The 16,419-nt window shown below is 63.2% G+C and carries 14 protein-coding genes; all 14 read right to left on the bottom strand.

The window, feature by feature from the left end; translation table 11 throughout:
• Positions 1-57: 57 nt before the first annotated feature.
• Positions 58-399 (bottom strand): hypothetical protein, encoded by a 342-nt coding sequence (locus CSQ85_RS08855; protein ID WP_150383751.1) that lies wholly within the window; start codon positions 397-399, stop codon positions 58-60.
• Positions 336-4,616: a MobF family relaxase gene (gene mobF, locus CSQ85_RS08850; RefSeq protein ID WP_190972975.1), complete on the bottom strand. Its 4,281-nt coding sequence runs from the start codon at positions 4,614-4,616 to the stop codon at positions 336-338. The genes CSQ85_RS08855 and mobF overlap by 64 nt, the downstream gene beginning before the upstream one ends.
• A 2-nt stretch (positions 4,617-4,618) precedes the next feature.
• Positions 4,619-5,032, bottom strand: coding sequence for a hypothetical protein (locus CSQ85_RS08845; protein WP_150383749.1), 414 nt, complete (start codon positions 5,030-5,032; stop codon positions 4,619-4,621).
• Between the two features lie 104 nt (positions 5,033-5,136).
• Positions 5,137-5,580 (bottom strand): hypothetical protein, encoded by a 444-nt coding sequence (locus tag CSQ85_RS08840; protein ID WP_150383748.1) that lies wholly within the window; start codon positions 5,578-5,580, stop codon positions 5,137-5,139.
• Between the two features lie 1,473 nt (positions 5,581-7,053).
• Entirely contained in the window at positions 7,054-7,503 is a 450-nt protein-coding gene (locus CSQ85_RS08835; RefSeq protein WP_150383747.1) for a hypothetical protein, read from the bottom strand.
• 399 nt (positions 7,504-7,902) lie between these two features.
• The gene (locus CSQ85_RS08830) at positions 7,903-8,346 is read right to left on the bottom strand and encodes a hypothetical protein (RefSeq protein WP_150383746.1); all 444 of its coding nucleotides are present in this window, start codon (positions 8,344-8,346) and stop codon (positions 7,903-7,905) included.
• Positions 8,347-9,037: 691 nt separating this feature from the next.
• Positions 9,038-9,586 (bottom strand): hypothetical protein, encoded by a 549-nt coding sequence (locus CSQ85_RS08825; protein WP_150383745.1) that lies wholly within the window; start codon positions 9,584-9,586, stop codon positions 9,038-9,040.
• A gap of 505 nt (positions 9,587-10,091) precedes the next feature.
• Positions 10,092-10,385 (bottom strand): hypothetical protein, encoded by a 294-nt coding sequence (locus tag CSQ85_RS08820; RefSeq protein ID WP_150383744.1) that lies wholly within the window; start codon positions 10,383-10,385, stop codon positions 10,092-10,094.
• A 674-nt stretch (positions 10,386-11,059) separates the two neighbouring features.
• Positions 11,060-11,236 (bottom strand): hypothetical protein, encoded by a 177-nt coding sequence (locus CSQ85_RS13135; RefSeq protein WP_190972974.1) that lies wholly within the window; start codon positions 11,234-11,236, stop codon positions 11,060-11,062.
• 352 nt (positions 11,237-11,588) lie between these two features.
• Positions 11,589-11,987, bottom strand: a complete 399-nt coding sequence (locus CSQ85_RS08815; RefSeq protein WP_150383743.1) for a hypothetical protein — start codon at positions 11,985-11,987, stop codon at positions 11,589-11,591.
• A gap of 645 nt (positions 11,988-12,632) precedes the next feature.
• On the bottom strand, positions 12,633-13,022 hold the full coding sequence (locus tag CSQ85_RS08810) for a hypothetical protein (RefSeq protein WP_150383742.1): 390 nt from the start codon (positions 13,020-13,022) through the stop codon (positions 12,633-12,635).
• A gap of 454 nt (positions 13,023-13,476) precedes the next feature.
• Positions 13,477-13,899 carry a hypothetical protein gene (locus tag CSQ85_RS08805; protein ID WP_150383741.1) on the bottom strand — a complete coding sequence of 141 codons (423 nt, stop codon included), beginning with the start codon at positions 13,897-13,899 and terminating at the stop codon, positions 13,477-13,479.
• A gap of 1,313 nt (positions 13,900-15,212) precedes the next feature.
• Entirely contained in the window at positions 15,213-15,665 is a 453-nt protein-coding gene (locus CSQ85_RS08800) for a hypothetical protein (RefSeq protein ID WP_150383740.1), read from the bottom strand.
• A gap of 409 nt (positions 15,666-16,074) precedes the next feature.
• Positions 16,075-16,317: a hypothetical protein gene (locus CSQ85_RS08795; RefSeq protein WP_150383739.1), complete on the bottom strand. Its 243-nt coding sequence runs from the start codon at positions 16,315-16,317 to the stop codon at positions 16,075-16,077.
• Positions 16,318-16,419: the final 102 nt, after the last annotated feature.

The raw sequence follows: 16,419 nt of genomic DNA, 5'->3' as shown, positions 1-16,419 counted from the left end.
GGTGCGCCCCGGGTCCGGGATGGATCCGGGACGCACCCGTTCGGCTGGCCGGTGCGGTCACATGGTGGTGATGATACCGGTCGCGTTGGGTATGGGCTTGAGCAGGTGGAGGGTGTTCAGGATCGTCTCGAGCATGTCGACGGGGACGAAGCGGACGACGAGCGCCCAGATGACGGCCAGGGCCATGAGGCTGACCGCCACGGTGACCGTGCCCCACAGAAGCTGTTTGGGCAGGCTCGCGCCGATGACGGCCCTGCCGGTGACGCCGCTGACCGTGATGAGCAGCAGGAGCGCTGCGACCAGGAACGGCGTGGGCCATGCGGCGAACGCGTTCGTCAGGTCGACAAGCCATTGGCTTGTCCGTTGGATGAGCTGGAGGCTGGTGGTTGTTGTGTCCATTGCGGATTCCTTTCTTCGGGTCCCTGCATTCCGGCCACGTCGTCCCATGGCTCCGGCGGGTCGATATCGGCATAGTCCTCGTCGTAGGGGCCGGGCTCGTATTCCGGCTCGTACTCGGGTTCCGTATCTGGCAGGGGGATGTCGTTCCGGTCGGGTTCGCCGGTCGGCTGCGGGGTTGGCGTGGGTTCGGGTTCGGCGGTGCCGTCACCCTGTCCGGTGATGCGGGCGTCGAGGTTGGCCCAATGCTGTCTGTGCAAGCCGGGTTCGGGCTTCTCCCCGAGCGGGGTGTCCTCGTCCGTGATGGTCCAGCGCGCCCGGTAGGCGGCGATGTCGCGGATGAGGTTCAGGTCGTCGTCGATCTTGTCGAGGATCGGGGCGAGCCAATCGGGGTTCGCTTCGAGCAGCTCCTGTTCAAGGTTCCGCGTGACCTGTTCGATGGTCCGTTCGTTCTGTTGGAGGAGATCGAACCGGGTGTCGTGCTCCTTGGCTTTGATGGGTGGGACGATGCCTCCGGGCCACTGGTCGTTGACGACGCCGTTGGTGCGGTCGAGGAGGCTCTTGTTCAATCGTGCGGCCAGCGTCTCGGCGAGGTCGGGGTCCCTGCGGCGTCGCTGGGTGTCGGGCTTGTGGTCGTGTTCGTGCCGGTCCGCGGTCTGGTTGAACGTGTCCCAGTCGTCGAACCGTTCCGGGGTGAGGTTTCGTATCTTCCTCATCATGGTCTCGACGGTGGCTCGCACTGCGGGCGCGTACGCTTCGTCGAACCGGAATTCGACCGACCCGTCCACGCCGTCCTGCCGGGTGAGTGGGATGCCGATCTTGTCGAGGTTGCGTTCCAGATAGTCGGCCTGCGGGAGGTTGCCCTTGTCTGGCCGGAGCGTGATGGTCGTGTTCGTGCCGGCGGTCTCGCCGTTCCTTGGCATGAGGCTTTTCGCCGTGGGGCGTCTTGAGGCGTGATTCCGTGGCTTGGCTCCTTTCTCCCCGGGCAGCGGGTGGCTGAGGATGGCGAGGGCCTGCCGCGGGTCGGTCATGAACGCCCTGGACCATGTGGCGCGCAGGTGTTCGAAGCCGCTGGACTTCTGGATGCGTGCGACGATGTCGGGGTCATGCGTCCCGCCTAGTTTGGCGAGCAGGTGGCGTTGGGCGATGTCGCCGCCCAGTTGCTCGTGCTCGTGGATGAGACGTTTGAGCGAGTACCGGTCCCGCTGCTCGTCCTCCGAGACCTGGTGTGCGGTGCGATCGTCGGGGTGCTTGCACAGGATGTTCAGCATGGACCATGTGGTGTAGGCGTCGGGGTCGATCGGGGTGCCTTCCTTGTTCTTGTTGTCACGCAGGGTCTGCTCGTCGGGCATGCCGAACAGGAAGTGGTTCTCCTCGACGGCTCGGGTCCCGGCCACGTAGGTGGTGTTGCAGTCCGGGGTGTCCTGGGAGCCGATGAGGTATACGCTTCGGGCGACGGTGGCTCCCTGGGAGAGGTGCGCGGTGGTGGCGTATCCCGCCTGGCAGTTCTCTTTGAGATACTCGTATGGCAGCAGGAAGATCCGCCCCTCCCCCGTCTCCCGGCAGCGTACGCCGTTCGGCGAGTAGCCTTCGACGATCATGACCATGCCGTTCTGGACCTGCTTGTCGTCGGCGGAGCGGATGAGCGAGTCGTTGCCCCTGCATAGGATCTGGTCTCCGATGCCGACGTCGAGACCGTCGGACAGGGGCACCCTGTTGTTCCGGTCGGGGTCGGATTCGCCGTTGAGTTTGCGGGCCATGAGGAACCGCTGGTTGAGGTTCTTGACCTGTTCGTTGGTACCGGCGATGGCCAGTGTGGTCTTGCCGATGCTCTGCCATGCGATACACATGTCGTAGGCGAGCTGTTCCATGTCCGAGTCGGAGCCGACATGGATGCGGTCGTGGTCCTTGTATTCGGCGATGAGCTTGAGACAGTCGTCGACCGACGCGATGTTCTTCGGGTCGCCGCCCTGCCGCAGACGGAGCGTGGCCGCCCCCTCCTCTATCCATTGGCGTTTGGCGGCGGTGTCGGGATCATCCTTCGCCCAGCGGTCGCGGAACCGTTCGGGGTCGATGTCGTAGGTGGCTCCGGCGAACCGCCAGAGCTGGTCGAGGTCACTGTGGTATTCGCCGCCTTTGGACACGATGCGGCCGAGCATGCCACCGGGGCCGGCCGGCGTGCTGAGCTGCTTGTTGTCGCCGACGAGCGTCAACGCGGCGCCCGCCCGTCTGGCCCCGTCCACGATGCGTTGGATATCGAACGTGGAGGTCATGCCGGCCTCGTCGTTGATGATGAGCTGGTTCGGTCTGATCCGGCAGGCGTTCGTTTTGGCGATCATGTTCGTGAGCTTGCGCGACAGTCGTTGCGCGTACCCGATGTTGAGTCCGCCTCCCCTGAGGATGTTGTCGATCCGTCGGATCTCCTCCTGCCGTTCGGGTTGGGTCCAGTACGCGTATTGGGCGAGGTTGATGCATTGCACGCCGATGGATGCGGCGAGCTCGTCCTTGGCGGCGTTGGATTGGGTGACGCCGAGGACGCTGTCGGGCCCGTACTTGTCCATCCAGATGTGGGCGAGGGCCCTCATCGTGGTGGTCTTGCCGCTGCCGGCGGGGCCGACGATCGTGGAGACGAGCTTCGGGTTGGCCAGCGCGTAGATGACGGCCCGCTTCTGGTCCGCGGACAGTTTGCCGTCGACGTTTTTGACGTAGTCGTCGACCCGTTGGGTGGCCTCCTCGAGGGTGAACTGCGGCTGCCGTTCTTCGTCGAGCGCGTGTTCGATGTCGGTTTCGGCGTCGAGGATGTCGGTGGTGGTGAACCGGTCGAATGAGGGGTCGTCGAACAGGGAGCGTCCTTCGCCGGACTCGAGTTCGGGCAGATCGTTCTCGTCCGGCAGATCGTATCTGGTCGGGGTCAGTTGGACGCACTGGTCGATGACCCGGTCGGTGATCTCGTCGATGAGCGCGGAGCGTTGTTCCGGGTCGACGCGCAGGCCGCGGGTGATGCGCTGCGCCTCCGCGCGTATGTTGCTGCGTTTCCATGTGGATTTGGAGCGTTGCTTGATGCCGTTGAGCACATCCCTGACCGGATCGTATTCGGGGCCGTCCGGTTGGGTGTTGGCGGTGACGAGCTGATGGAGGAGGATCGTGCCGATCTCCTTGCGTGTCCCCGCGTCGACGTGGATGAGGTTGTCGTGGTGGCTGTTGACGGCCTTGAGCATAGCCTCGGGGTTGATGCCGTGTTCCTTGGCTTTGTGCCTCCATTCCTCGAAGAGCGTGTCGAGCGGCTTGGGTTCGTGGCTTTTGGGTTTTCTGGTCTCCTTCCATACTTCGGCGTGGATCTCCTCCTTGCGCATGGCTGTGAGCGGATGGCCCACGGCCGCCTCCTCCTCAGCGACCCGTTGCGCCATTTTCGTGAGGATCTCCGCGGTTCGGCTGGAGAACAGGTCGAGGGCCTTCTGGGGAACGCCCTCGATGTCGTAGACGACGGCCTTGGTGCCCCGGTTGTTCGGCCGTTCGGTCCACTGCCATCCGAACTCCTTGGTGATGAGGTCCATGAGGATGTTGGTGTGTTGTTCGCTCCAGTCGACGACGCCGTTGTAGAGCTTGCGACCGTCGATGGCGGTCCACTGTCCGTCCTTGGTGCGTTTGACGTAGTTGCTGATGACGACGTGCTCGTGCTGGTGCGGATCGCCGTCCCTGTTGTCGTAGTGGCGGAACATGAAGCCCATGGCACCGTCGCATTGCTCGGTGGCGACGCCACCCGCACCCGACCGGGTGGTCAGGTAGTTGCGTTCGATGTACTCCATGGTCATGTCACGGGCCATGGCCTCGATCCTGTCGATCTTTTCACGCACGTCCCTGTCGGCCATGGCCCAGATGACGTTCAGGCTTTTGGGCACGGTGAAGGTGATGTCCCATCCGCCGACGGTCTTGCTGGTGGAGTCGGTTTTGTCGAGGACGTCCTTGGGGTCGCCGAGGACCTGTTGGGTTCTGGGGTTGCGGCGTTTGTTGATGAGGTCGCGGACCTGTTCGGTGGTGGCCGTCTGTCCCTGTTCGAATCCGAGGTCGTCCACGCCGGATCCGATCCATACGCCTGGCGGGTTGCCTTCCTGCGTGTAGTATTCGACCGGGTCGGCTCCCTCATGCCCTTCGAGGGCGATGTCGTCGATCTGGTCGAGGAAGTAGTTCGCGTCGGCGAGTTTCGTCAGTCGCACTCCCATGCTCATTCCTTCCAGGTGGCGTCAAGGTGTTCGAGGAGCAGTTCGTTGGCGCGCATCCTTCGGGTGGCGTGGTCGAATGTCTCCTTTGCCTGGTCGCGTTCCTTGTCCTGCCGGTCGGCTCGTTTCGCAGCGTCCTCGATGAGCTGGTTCGCTTTGGTGTTGCCTCGGAGGGTGCGCTCCTTGAGCGCCTTGCGTTGTTTGGTCTGGTATTCGCTCTTGCATTTGCGGTCGCAGTATTCGCGCATGGGTCCGCGCTTGGGTTTGGGCAGGTGCTTGCCGCAGTTGCGGCAGATGCTGTACTTGCGGTTGCGTTGTTGTTCGTTACGGCATCGTTGGGAGCAGAGGTTGTCTCCCCACAGGAGCTTCTCTTGGTGGCAGTTGATGCAGATGCCTGTGTGACGTTCTTCGAGTGGCATGATGGTGTGTTCCTTTCCTATGGTGTGGTTGGTTGGGTGCCGGTAGTAGGTGTTTGGATTGGGTATAAGCAGTGGGTGTCCTAGTTGGAGGCCGGTGTTGGGTGTCATCCTTGGGTGTTTGGACTGTATCTGCGTAGTTGTTGTGGTGAGTGGTGTTCGTCGGTGGCGTCCTGCGTCCACATGCGGTCGATGACGTGCCGGAACGGTATGCGCAGATGGGTGTCTTCGAGGTCGTGGTTCCAGTCCATGAAGTTGGACCGGCCGCCAGGGTCTGTGATCTGCCCGCAGAAGTCCTCGCTCATGGTCCCCTGTTGGGTGATGGATCGGTCGAACCGCCAGGGGCGTTCCCCGTTCCATTCGACGAAATCGGCGATCAGGTTGAGGTTGTCCTGTCCGAGTTCGCGTAGGACCTGCCGGAGCGTGTCGATGTCATGATCCAGCAGCTCCTGTGTCGTGGGCTCGTACGAGACGGGGACCGGTATCGGACCGAGGCTGCGCTTGGTCCAGATCGCGCCCAGTATTTGGGCCGGATCCTCGGATTGGTTCACTGGTTCACCGGACCGTGGACCGGTCCCGGTCCGATTCGATGGTTCATGGTCCGATCCTGGTTCATGCCGGTCCTGACTCATGCTGGACCGTTGGACCATTGGTTCATGGTTCACGGTTCGCCGGTGGTCCACTGGTCCGGTCCGGACCGGTATCGGTTCGCCGGTGGTTCGCTGGTTCATGGGCCATGGTTCGCCGGTGGTCCACTGGTCCGGTCCGGACTGGTTCACTGGTTCATGGTCCGTGGCCCACTGATGGTTCACTGGACCATGATTTGGTTCATGGTCCATGGGCCACTGGTTCACTGGTCCATGGTCCGGACCGGTATCGGTCCACGACTGGACCGGCTCATGGCTCATATCCGAACCAGTATGATGGTTCACTTTCGGACCGATACCGGTCTGACGGTCCAAGCCTGAACCACCGGTTCGGCCTGTTGGACCGATGGCCTGGTCCAGCAGGTCCGACCGGAGGTTCATGACCATTGCCACGATTCGAATGTCGCTTCTCATCCACGCAAGGTGAGTCCGGTCCGCTTTCAGGCAGACCTCGTTGCGTTCCCTGATGGACTGGTTCAACCGGTGCCATGCTCTCGTCGTCCGCATATTCGAGACTCGAAGGTTCTCGGACTGCTCGACTACCCTCCGACTACGGCGCAACCTGCGTTGTGCGACTTCACGCTTGTTCGTACACCACGAATGGATTTTCCTCGCCCGCCCCCGTACGGGGTCCAGTTGTTCGACGGGTTGGCCGCATACCGGGCAGATCGGCGGCTCCACGTCCTTGTTTTCCGTGCTCATGCCCCGCCCACACGCCTCAAGCAAGCCCGCGAATCGATACCGGAGCGTCGATATCGTAGCCGAAACCCAGCAGTCGGGTCATCTCCCCGCTCGGCAGTAGGGCCGAAGGCCCACGCGAAGCGTGCGAGTGCAAGACGTCCGTGGTACTCTCTAAATCGTCTTTTTCGCTGTAAAGTTTTCTGCTTATAGCTTCGATTCGTCTTTTTAGTAGATTTCGTCGATTCGTGATTACTTCGATGTCGTTGATGTCCTTTTGGATGCTGTGGTTTTAGTCGATTGTCATTTTTCGATAGATCGGTAGTTTCTTGATTTCATTTTTGTGGTGATCTGATTCTTGCTTAAGTGATTTTCTATGATGTCGGGGTCGTTGTCGTTTGATCCGGGTTTCGGGATGGGATCCTCGTCTGGTCGGCATTGGCGCTGACGGGACTCCCCCGAGGCAGGAGCTCATTGAACAGGGAGCTTCGCCTGGTTCGCAGCAGACCACGGGCCACCGATGGTCCAGTGGTTCACGTGGTCCATGGTTCACTGGTTCATGGTCCATCCGTGGTCCAGTGGTTCACGTGGTCCATGGTTCACTGGTTCATGGTCCATCCGTGGTCCAGTGGTTCACGTGGTCCATGGTTCACTGGTTCATGGTCCATCCGTGGTCCAGTGGTTCACGTGGTCCATGGTTCACTGGTTCATGGTCCATCCGTGGTCCAGTGGTTCACGTGGTCCAGCAGCGGGAGCCTGTCCGTTATTGGTTCGGTCTTCCTGCTGGCTCTGGTTCTGCTCGGCGATGGGGGTGATGGTGATCATGCCGGTTTCCTCGCGGCGGACCTGGTAGTGGCTGGTTTGGTCGAGGCTGATATCGAAGGCTCGGGCGAATGTCTTGAGTCCGATCTGGGCTCGTCCATCGCGTTGGCGTTGGATCCTGATCGTGGTGGGTGTGCGCGTGGATGGCATCAGTCCGATGGTGCGTGTGTCGGCGTCATAGTATGCCTCCACGTCCTGGATGCCGTCGAGGAGTGCGGTCGAGGTGCCTCTGAACTGCAGTATGCCTGAGGTGTACAGGCTTGCGATGTTTCCGGTTTTTCTGGCGTGGGTGTTGTGTTCCGCTCGGTTGTAGTGTTTGAACGCCATGGGTGGTCCTTTCGTTGCTTGGATGTGTGTCTTCGCATGGTGTTCACCTGTGCGTGCTTGTGTTGGCGTGTGGTATCGGCTTCAATGTTTGCGTCTTCGGGAGGATTCACGGCAAGGGTGTTTTTATAGGGGTTCTGTTTTACGGTGTCGGCCTTGACCGCACACGTCGTCGTATGCATGAGGCTTCCGATTCCGCCTTCCTCCCGTGGCTTTTATGTCATGGTGCCCATGATGGGTTCTTGTCTTGGGTTGCGTCAGTGCGTCTTTCGGATTGGGTGTTGGGGGAAGGTTCTTTCTGTGAGTGTGTCGATTGAGTGTGTTCAGCCAGCTCCTTTGTGTGCGATCTGCGGTTGGGCATGAAAAAAGGGCGGGAGCTGTTGCTCCCGCCCCGGAGTGGGGTCACTCCTCGTCGTCGTCCTCCTCGTCATCGTCTTCGTCTTCGCCGAACTCGACACCGGAGGTGGCTTCGTCCCAGAGCTGCTCGTCGAAGTACCAGAGGCGGATCCATACGTCCATGGTCTCGGCGTCCTTGATCGCGTCGATGACCGAGAAGTTGTTGCCTTCGAGCCACATGAGGAATTCCTCCCAGTCGCCGCCGAAGATGAAGCCGCTGTCCTGGATGTAGTGGGCGGCCATCCACCTGCTGAAGGTGTAGGAGCCGTTGTCGTTGCCGGTGACCGTGTTCTCGCAGTCGTCGCGGGCCTCGTCGGCGTCGTCGTAGTTCTGCTTGTTCTCGTCGAGCCAGTCCTCGATGTCCTCGATGATCGAGCTCCTGTAGTCGTAGGGCTGCTTCTCCTGGATGCTGGAGGTTTCGAGGTTCTGGGTGGTGGTCGTGGTGTTCATGTTCAGGTTCCTTTCTGTGTGGATGACGGTTCGTGGCAGGGCGTGCCGGGCGTAGGTTGTCAACCGGGAACACGCGGGGGCCCTTTGGGCGCGTGGGCCCGGTTGACTGCCTGCGTCTGGCGCGTCATGATGCGGTTCGGCATTCACACGGGAAGGGGCCTGGACGTGGGCGCCGCGGTCGCCGCTCGGATCTCGGACCCCGGCGGACAGGTGGAGCTCCCATGACTGCGGGATTCGTTTCTTCTTTGGACGGTCATGGCTGGTTTGTGGAGGACGTGCGTGACGTCGACGCCATGACGTGGCTTTCGCGGATGATCGGGTACTCGGTTTTCGGCGACGATAGTGGCCTCCCCTGCCGTCGGCATGGCCGGCTTCTGCATGTCGGATGTGTTGGCTGGTTTTCGGCGGGGCGGATGAGGATATGTTCTCTTGTGGTTTCAGCGGGGACGGTCGGATTGTCGAGGCGATCGGGTTCCCGTCGGATGCGATGTGGTTCGCCAGGGTCTGATGACCGCTGCGTCGGGCGAGGGCGATCGCCTTGACCGCGTTCGACGGGACCAGGACGGGGCCCGACGTCGGGTGTTCCCGTTTTTCAGGTGCGCGTTCCGCTTCCGTTTTCCATAGGGGCCGGGGAGATTCTTGTGGCATGACAATAGGGCGGGGAGCGATCCCCGCCCTTTGTGGGATGGTTTCACCGCTGTCCGCACGGGTTGGGGCCAGTGGTGGTGACGCTGTTGTCCGGCTGCAGCTGCATGTTCAACGGTTCGAGGGCCTTCGCCGCGTCCTCGCGGGTGAGGAAGTACCGCTGGTCGAGAATCGGGACGATGTCGCGTCCGGTCGTCGTGAAGACCCAGATGCAGTTGAAGGGCAGGTAGATGAGGTGGAGCCTGCTGTCGTGCTCGTAGGTCGTGAACGATGCGTCGTTGATCCGGTAGTAGGTCAGCCCGTTGTCCGGCATGATCCGGGAGACGGGTTCCTCGAGGAGTTTCGCGACCTTGATCACGCCGTTCGTGATCTGGCTGTTGACATCGGTGAGGATGGTCGGGATGGCGAGATTGGCGTTCGGATGCCTCGTCGCGTCGACGGACACGGGCTTCAGGTCGCCGTTCCCGTCCTTGATCCAGGCGCGGTAGCCGTGGCCTTGGGGAAGCCGTTCGAGGTAGAGGAGCCCGTCTACATCGTGCAACGGGCGGAGGGTGGTGTACGTGTAGGCGACAAAGGTGCTGGTCGTGTGGTTCATGGTCGTTGGTCCTTTCTGGTTGGAGACGGGAGCCGAGGGGCACGCCGGACGCGGGTTGTCAACCGGAACGCACCCCGCGTGCGGGTTGTGCGGGCCGGTTGACGGCCGGCGTACGGGGTGCCATGATGGCGGGGTCTTCAACCAGGAAGGGCCGACGGCCGTGGATCATACGGCCGGTTCCTCGGATATCACGACAGCAGCCGTTTCGCTCTGCCGGCATGACGCGTCTCCCCTGTCACGGGGACTGTCCTGCTTCGGCCAGGGTCGTCTTGCATCAGGGTCGCGGACCACGGCGAGCCGCTTTCGCCAGGCACGGTCTTTCTGCGTTCCTTTCCGCGCTTTCTGCATTCGACACCCCCAATCGCTTTGACGCGGTCGTTCCCCTCGCCTGCGGCATCTCCCGGCTTCCCCCGCTGATGCTCGGGAATCTCGCTGCATGCGCGGGTCAGATGGGACGGCAGGAAAAAAGGGGCGGGAGCCGTGGCTCCCGCCCCGCTTGGGACCGTCAGCCGAAGATCAGGCTGGCGTGGGGGTTGATGAGGGTTCGCAGCGCCTGTTCGACGGTGTCGTCCACGCAGGCGCCGGTTTGCGGGTTCGTGCCGTACGAGTAGACCTTGCCGGTGGTGGGCATGCTGGTGATCCAGCCGATCCGGCGGCCCTCGCCGTCGAAGGCGTCCCACGTGCTGCCGGGATTGTCGCCCTGGATCGCGCGGGCGTTGCGGAGCCTGCCCTGAAGGTCGATGTAGCGGTTGGAGATCCTGTCGCGGGTCTGGGTGCTGGGGATGGTGGTGGTGTTCATGATGTTCGTCCTTTCCGGTTGGTTTACGGCCTCCCGCCAAGGCGTGCCGGTCGTGCAGGTGTCAACCGGAACACGCGGGGGCCCCTTTGGGGCGCGTGGGCCGGTTGACGCCTGTGCGGCCGGCATGCCAGGGTGCGCCAGTAAACCGATCGGGAAGGACGGACGGCGTGAATGCCTCCACTGTCCTGCGGCCGGCCCTGCGGCGGGATGTCCGGACGCTCCCCGGCATCGGGACATCCGCTGACGGCCTTCCTGCGGAACAGTGCCGCATCCGGGAACACGTCGGATCCCTCGACGGTGTCAGCCCCGATCGCCTGTGCCCGCCGCCATGGTCGGCTTGTATGGCAGGATCCCCATCGACGCTCCCAGGACGACATCGACGGGCTCCTTTGCTCGACCTCCGTCACCATCCACCGTCTGGGCCTGTCCCGGATCATCGGCCAACGGATGATGGCGAGGTCGCTCACTTACCCTCTCAATGCCTCTCACTGACGGTAAGTGAGCGGTTCACTGACGGTACGTGAGCAAACCTGCGAAAGGCGCCGTGTCCTGACTGCCGATGCTGCCGGCGTTTTTGTGTTCTTTGCGTTTGCCTGTCTAAAGGGGGAAGGTCGTTTTGGCGTGGGGGGTTGACATAGGAAAAGGGCGGGAGCTTGTGGCTCCCGCCCTGTGGGTTACTTGAGCACCTCCTTCCAGGGGTCGATGCCGACCCCCTGCCGTTCGAGCTGGTCGAGGCTGTCGTAGCCGAGGCTGGCGAGGGTGTGGTCGTCTCGTTCGATGCGGTCGAGTTCCGCCACATCCTGCCAAGGGTCGGTGGCGACGGTGCTGTGATCGAGGTTCCTGCTGTCCATTTTCGTTTCCTTTCTGGTCGAAGACGGTTCGCGGCGGGGCGTGCCGTTCGGGCGGTGTCAACCGGAACACGCCGGGGCCCCTTGGGGTGGCGTGGGCCGGTTGACGCCGTCCGGACGGTATGCCATGCTGTGTCGGCTTCGGGCGGGAAGGGAACGAAAATGGGCGGCGGGAACCGGACGGCACCCTTCACCGGTCCTTGGCAGGATGTGGAGGAACGGTGGTGACGGTCCGGACGGGACGGCTCCCCCACCGGATCGTGTGCGCTGCTATCAGGCGTGCGTGCGCCCTGTCGGTCACGGGACAACAGGAAAAAAAGGGGCGGGCTTTGCGGCCCGCCCCGGGAGGCGTGGGTCAGAACCGGGGGTCGGCCGCTTCGGCCGTGGCCAGGTATTCCTCGAACGCCTTGTCGTCGACGCGGTAGTAGGTCAGCCCGTAGCCGCCGGTCTTGCGGCTGCGGAAATCGAAGCCGGGTTCCACATGCAGCATCGTGACGTGGAAGTCGATGTGATGCTGCAGCAGGTCGTTGATCTCGATGTAGATGGTCGGGATGACGAGGTTGGCGCTTTCGGCTCCGGGCTTGAACGGCGGCAGGACGGACACCGGCCAGCGGGTTCCGATGCTGTCCATGATCCATGCGCGGTAGCCGCCCCATTCGGGCGCCGGTTCGAGGATGAAGGTTCCTTCGATGGTGGCCGTGGGCCAGAGCGAGATCGGACTGTAGTCGTAGCAGGTGAGGGTCGTGGGAATCATTGTCGTTGGTCCTTTCTGGTTGGAGACATGTCGGGCCAAGGCGTGCCGGACGGTGGTTGTCAACCGGAACGCTCCCCGCTTGCGGGTTGTGCGGGCCGGTTGACGGCCGGCGGACGGGATGCCATGGTGTCCGCGTCTTCAACCAGGAAGGGCCGACGGCGATGGTTCCTGCGGCCCGGTGTGTCTGCTGCGACTGCAGTCCGGGCTTCGCTTTCCTTGCCCATTGGCTCGACCGTCGAAGGGGCCTTCATGCCTGGACCGGGTTCCCGTGGGCCGCGGGTGCCGTCGTATCCTTGGACATGCATGCGGATCCCCACCGTTCGGGTAGGTCTCGTGGTTCAAGGCCGGAAGCCATGGCGTCAACCGTCGTCCATGACCATAGGCGTTTGAGATCGGCACCGGGGCCATCACATTGCTTTCCACGGCGCGGATGCCTGCCGTGGACCCTCGGTTCCCGTGCCGCCGGACGGCGGGTGCCGGCTGGTGCTTCTTCGCGGCGACGTCATGGAGTCGGGGGGTTACGTGTCAGACGCCGACGGGCGCATTCGTCTTCCCTGCCGCAGGATTCTTTTCGCGTCTGCGGCCTTCTGGCGTGGTAGTAGATCATGGGAAGGGGCGGGCCTTGCGGCCCGCCCGATGGATCGGTCAGAATTCGGGGTCGTTGTCGGTCAGGTCGTCGAACGCCCTGTCGTTGATGCGGTAGTAGGTCAGCCCGTGAACGGGACGATCGTGGGCTTCGTCGTAATAGGAGACGGTATCCTCGAGGACTTTCACACCGTGGATCGGGCCGTGTTCGACCAGGTGGTTGACGTCGGTGAGGACGGTCGGGACGGCGAGGTTGGCGTCCACTTCCCTGGACCACGCGTCCTTGGGGACGGACGCGGTCCAGTCGATGCCGTGTCGGTCGATGACACGGACGCTGTAGCAGCCGTTGGGTGACTCTTCGAGGAGGACCGATCCTTCGATGGCGTTCAGGGAGTTGAAGCTGGAATTTCCGAGGCAAAGGTTGCGGGATTGGGTGGTCGTGCTGGTCATTGTCGTTGTTCCTTTCTGTTTGGAGACGGGAGCCGATGGGCGTCCTGGCTGTCGGTTGTCAACCGGAACGCACCCCGCTTGCGGGTTGTGCGGGCCGGTTGACGGCCGGCGGGCGGGGCGTCATGATGGCGAAGTCTTCAACCAGGAAGGGGCAACGGCCATGGGCGGCGCGATCGCCCGCACCCTGTGGTCCATCGTGATGTCCAGGCTCAGCCCATGGGTGGCATCGATGGGCGTGGCGGATCGGGTCAGGTCGGCTGCCACGTGGGGGTATCGGGGGCGACGGCCGGTGTCGTGTCTGTAGCATGCGAGGTGTCCGGGGTGCGGCTTCGCACGTTTTCTCGTGACGGTGCCTCGCGGCCGTTCCTGTGGCGTGGTCCTGTGAGTCCGTGCCACGGGAGGACGGTTACGAGAAAAAAAAGGGGGGAGGGCCCGAAGGCCCTCCCCCATGGGGTCACTGTTCGACCGGCTGCGGATCGTATTGGTACAGGCTGAACTGCGAGAGCTCGTGGATGGTGAGGGGCTCCCTGTCCCTGAGCATCCTGCGGACATTCAGGTAGGTCAGTCCGATGCCGTAGGTGGGATCCTCCTTGAGCAGTTTGCCGGCGCCGGACAGCATGATCTTGTTGATGAGGTCGATGTAGATGGAGGGGATGGCGAGGTCCCTGCGGACGCCGTGCTCATCCTCCTTGTCGCAGGGCCTGCCTTCCATGTAGATGGAGGCCGGCCAGAGGTCGCCGATCCCGTCCACGATCCAGGCGCGGTAGCCTCCGTCCGGGACCTGTTCGATCACAAGCTGCCCTTCGACGGCGCTCAGGGGGAAGAGGCTGGACGTTCCGAGGGGGAAGAAGAGGGATTGGGTGGTCGTGCTGGACATTGTCGCTGTTCCTTTCTGTTTGGAGACGGGAGCCGAGGGGCGTCCTGGCTGTCGGTTGTCAACCGGGAACACGCGGGGGCCCTTTGGGCGCGTGAGCTCGGTTGACGGCCGGCGGGCGGGATGTCATGATGGCGGGAGTTCCAAACAGGAAGGGACAGCGACAGTGGACAGTGCGGCCGCACAAGCCCGGTGGCGCCTCGGAACGTCCAGGCTCCACCTGAGTGGCGTCGAACGGGCTGCGGTCGACGGGGCCCGGACGGCTACCGCACGGATCGGGGACGCGGGCGGCGTCGGGACGGTGTCCGTCTATATGGATGGCGGGTGCGGCAAGGTGGTGGACATGGTGTCCGCGGCCTCGCCGTCCGCTTCATCTGCTTCGGCTTCATCGACGGGATCGTGTTGGACGGTGTCGGCGGACTGGTCAAGCAGGGTCCGGCTATGGTATTGGACGGTCCTGGCTGCATGTGCGCGGGATGTTCGGGGACGGGGGACGCGAGCTGTCCGCGTGGTCTCGCAATTCGGCGTGTGCCGATGCAGTTCGTGGCCGGACGGACGGTGGCCCTGTGGGGGTGGGTCTTCGGGTCCTCCTTGTGTGCTCGTCACCGCAGGTGTCCGCTGTTCTTTTGCCACCTGTGCTTGTGTCGTGCCGGTGTCTGTGGATGATAGGGGTTTCGGCGGACGAGGTGAACCGGGTCCGCAGGAGAGACGGACCCGGTCGGGTTGCAAGGATGTCACGGCGTGGAGGGGTCATAAGCCGCTCATCCACTTGGAGATCAGGTACAGGGGCTCCACGGCGTGGAGTAATGCGAAGAGGCGTCCGGGGTAGGTGAGGAAGAGGGTCGTGGAAGACATTTCGTGGTCCTTTCTGGTTTGAAGACGGCACCGTGGTCGGCGTGGCGGGTGGCCGGTGTCAACCCGGAACGCTCCCCGCTTGCGGGTTGTGCGGGCCGGGTTGACGCCGGACGCCCGACATGCCATGGTGCTGAAGGCTTCAAGCCGGAAAGGACCATGAAATGGGTTCCACGACGGGTGCCGCGCCGTATCCCGGATGGTTCTTCGCATCACTCCATGCCGGGGAGTCGTGCACCGGTGCTCTCCATGTGGATGGGCCGCCGGCCTCCCATGCCGGGACGGCTGCGGAACCCGGTCGGGCCTGTTCCTTCTTGCGGGCCTGGTTCGTCTGGTGCGCCGGAACCCCGTGATGCGTGTCCCACTGTCGGACACCTCTCCCCTGTTGCCGTCTGTTCGTCTGGTATGCGAAGGGGCCGGTCTCCCTTGTTGGGGAGGCCGGCCCTGTGCCTGTTGCCGTCACATCAGTGTTGCGGGTTGGTGTTGAGCATGTCGATGAACCGTTTGCGGGTTTCGCCGCTGCCGTTGCCGCCGAGCAGGTCGTTGTCGATCCAGTCGTAGCCGATGCCGCTCACGAACCAGATGGATCCTCCGTAGATGTATCCGTCCCTGCGGTCGAGGATCGCGGAGCGTACGTGGTCGATGATGCCCTGGCTGCCTTGGTACCATTCGAACAGGCCGGCCCAGAGGAGGCTGTCGACGCTGAACCGGTGGATGGCGTAGATCTCGGTTTCGTCGATTTCCTGCCGTTGCTCGTCGGTGAGGTCGCTGGTGTCGTCGGGGTCGTATCCGGCTTCTCGGATGCGTAGCTGGTCGAGGATTTCCCAGTTGTCGTCATAGTCGGGGTTGTCGGGGTTGAGGAAGTCGCTGGTGTCGATGGTGTCGATCTCGTTGAAGATCCTGTCGTCGAATCGCATGGTGTGCTCCTTTGGTTGTGTGGAAGGACGATTTGCTTTTTCGACCTCTTCGGTCGAGCGGATGCGTATCCCGCGGTCAAGGCGGTTCCGTCATAAGAACCCACCGACCTTTGGTCGTGTGGGGGCGTTGACGGGTTCGCCGGCGCGGGTAGGCTGTCCGCGTCCGAAGAGGACGAAAAGAGAGATGTGGGAGGGCCCCGCCTTGGCGGGGCTCCGTCGGGTCCCGTCGCGCCCGCGTGGCGGGCGTGCGGGCTGCGGGGTTCGGGGTGTCCCCGTCGGGGGTGCCGGGGGCGGGGCCCCTGGCCCGCCGGGGCTGCGGCCGCGAGGCCATCCCTATTGGGGGTGGCCGATGCGGTCGCATCCGTTCGGCGCGGGGCCCCGTAGGGTCCCGCATCCCGTGGGTTGCGGTTCAGTTGCGGCCTCGGCGTTCGAGGACTCGGGCGCGGCGTTCGGGGCTGTCGTAGGTGGGCGGCATCTCGGTGTCGGAGGCGTGCCTGGCGGTGTGCCGGTACTGGTCGGGGTGGCGGATCATGTCGACGATGGCGGCGAGGCCGAACGGCGCGACCACGAGCGCGGCGAACAGCATGGTGCCGGCGACGGTTTCGCCGTCGAGGTTTTCGGTGAACAGGATGGTGTTGATGAAGTCCCACATGGCGTGTGCTCCTTGACTGGTCTAGAAATGCCGATTGTGTTTTTTGCCCTCTTCGGGCAGCGAAAGCGCATCCCGCGGTCAAGCGGGTTCCGTCATAAGAAC

Origin of the sequence: Bifidobacterium rousetti, from assembly GCF_008698235.1 — a bacterium.
Taxonomy (GTDB): Bacteria; Actinomycetota; Actinomycetes; order Actinomycetales; family Bifidobacteriaceae; genus Bifidobacterium; species Bifidobacterium rousetti.
This window is presented reverse-complemented; position numbering and strand designations above follow the sequence as displayed.

Bases quoted from the DNA above. Each gene is read 5' to 3' on its own strand.
- CSQ85_RS08855 (WP_150383751.1), bottom strand. From the start codon at position 399: ATGGACACAACAACCACCAGCCTCCAGCTCATCCAACGGACAAGCCAA.
- mobF (WP_190972975.1), bottom strand. From the start codon at position 4,616: ATGGGAGTGCGACTGACGAAACTCGCCGACGCGAACTACTTCCTCGAC.
- CSQ85_RS08845 (WP_150383749.1), bottom strand. From the start codon at position 5,032: ATGCCACTCGAAGAACGTCACACAGGCATCTGCATCAACTGCCACCAA.
- CSQ85_RS08835 (WP_150383747.1), bottom strand. From the start codon at position 7,503: ATGGCGTTCAAACACTACAACCGAGCGGAACACAACACCCACGCCAGA.
- CSQ85_RS08830 (WP_150383746.1), bottom strand. From the start codon at position 8,346: ATGAACACCACGACCACCACCCAGAACCTCGAAACCTCCAGCATCCAG.
- CSQ85_RS08825 (WP_150383745.1), bottom strand. From the start codon at position 9,586: ATGAACCACACGACCAGCACCTTTGTCGCCTACACGTACACCACCCTC.
- CSQ85_RS08820 (WP_150383744.1), bottom strand. From the start codon at position 10,385: ATGAACACCACCACCATCCCCAGCACCCAGACCCGCGACAGGATCTCC.
- CSQ85_RS13135 (WP_190972974.1), bottom strand. From the start codon at position 11,236: ATGGACAGCAGGAACCTCGATCACAGCACCGTCGCCACCGACCCTTGG.
- CSQ85_RS08815 (WP_150383743.1), bottom strand. From the start codon at position 11,987: ATGATTCCCACGACCCTCACCTGCTACGACTACAGTCCGATCTCGCTC.
- CSQ85_RS08810 (WP_150383742.1), bottom strand. From the start codon at position 13,022: ATGACCAGCACGACCACCCAATCCCGCAACCTTTGCCTCGGAAATTCC.
- CSQ85_RS08805 (WP_150383741.1), bottom strand. From the start codon at position 13,899: ATGTCCAGCACGACCACCCAATCCCTCTTCTTCCCCCTCGGAACGTCC.
- CSQ85_RS08800 (WP_150383740.1), bottom strand. From the start codon at position 15,665: ATGCGATTCGACGACAGGATCTTCAACGAGATCGACACCATCGACACC.
- CSQ85_RS08795 (WP_150383739.1), bottom strand. From the start codon at position 16,317: ATGTGGGACTTCATCAACACCATCCTGTTCACCGAAAACCTCGACGGC.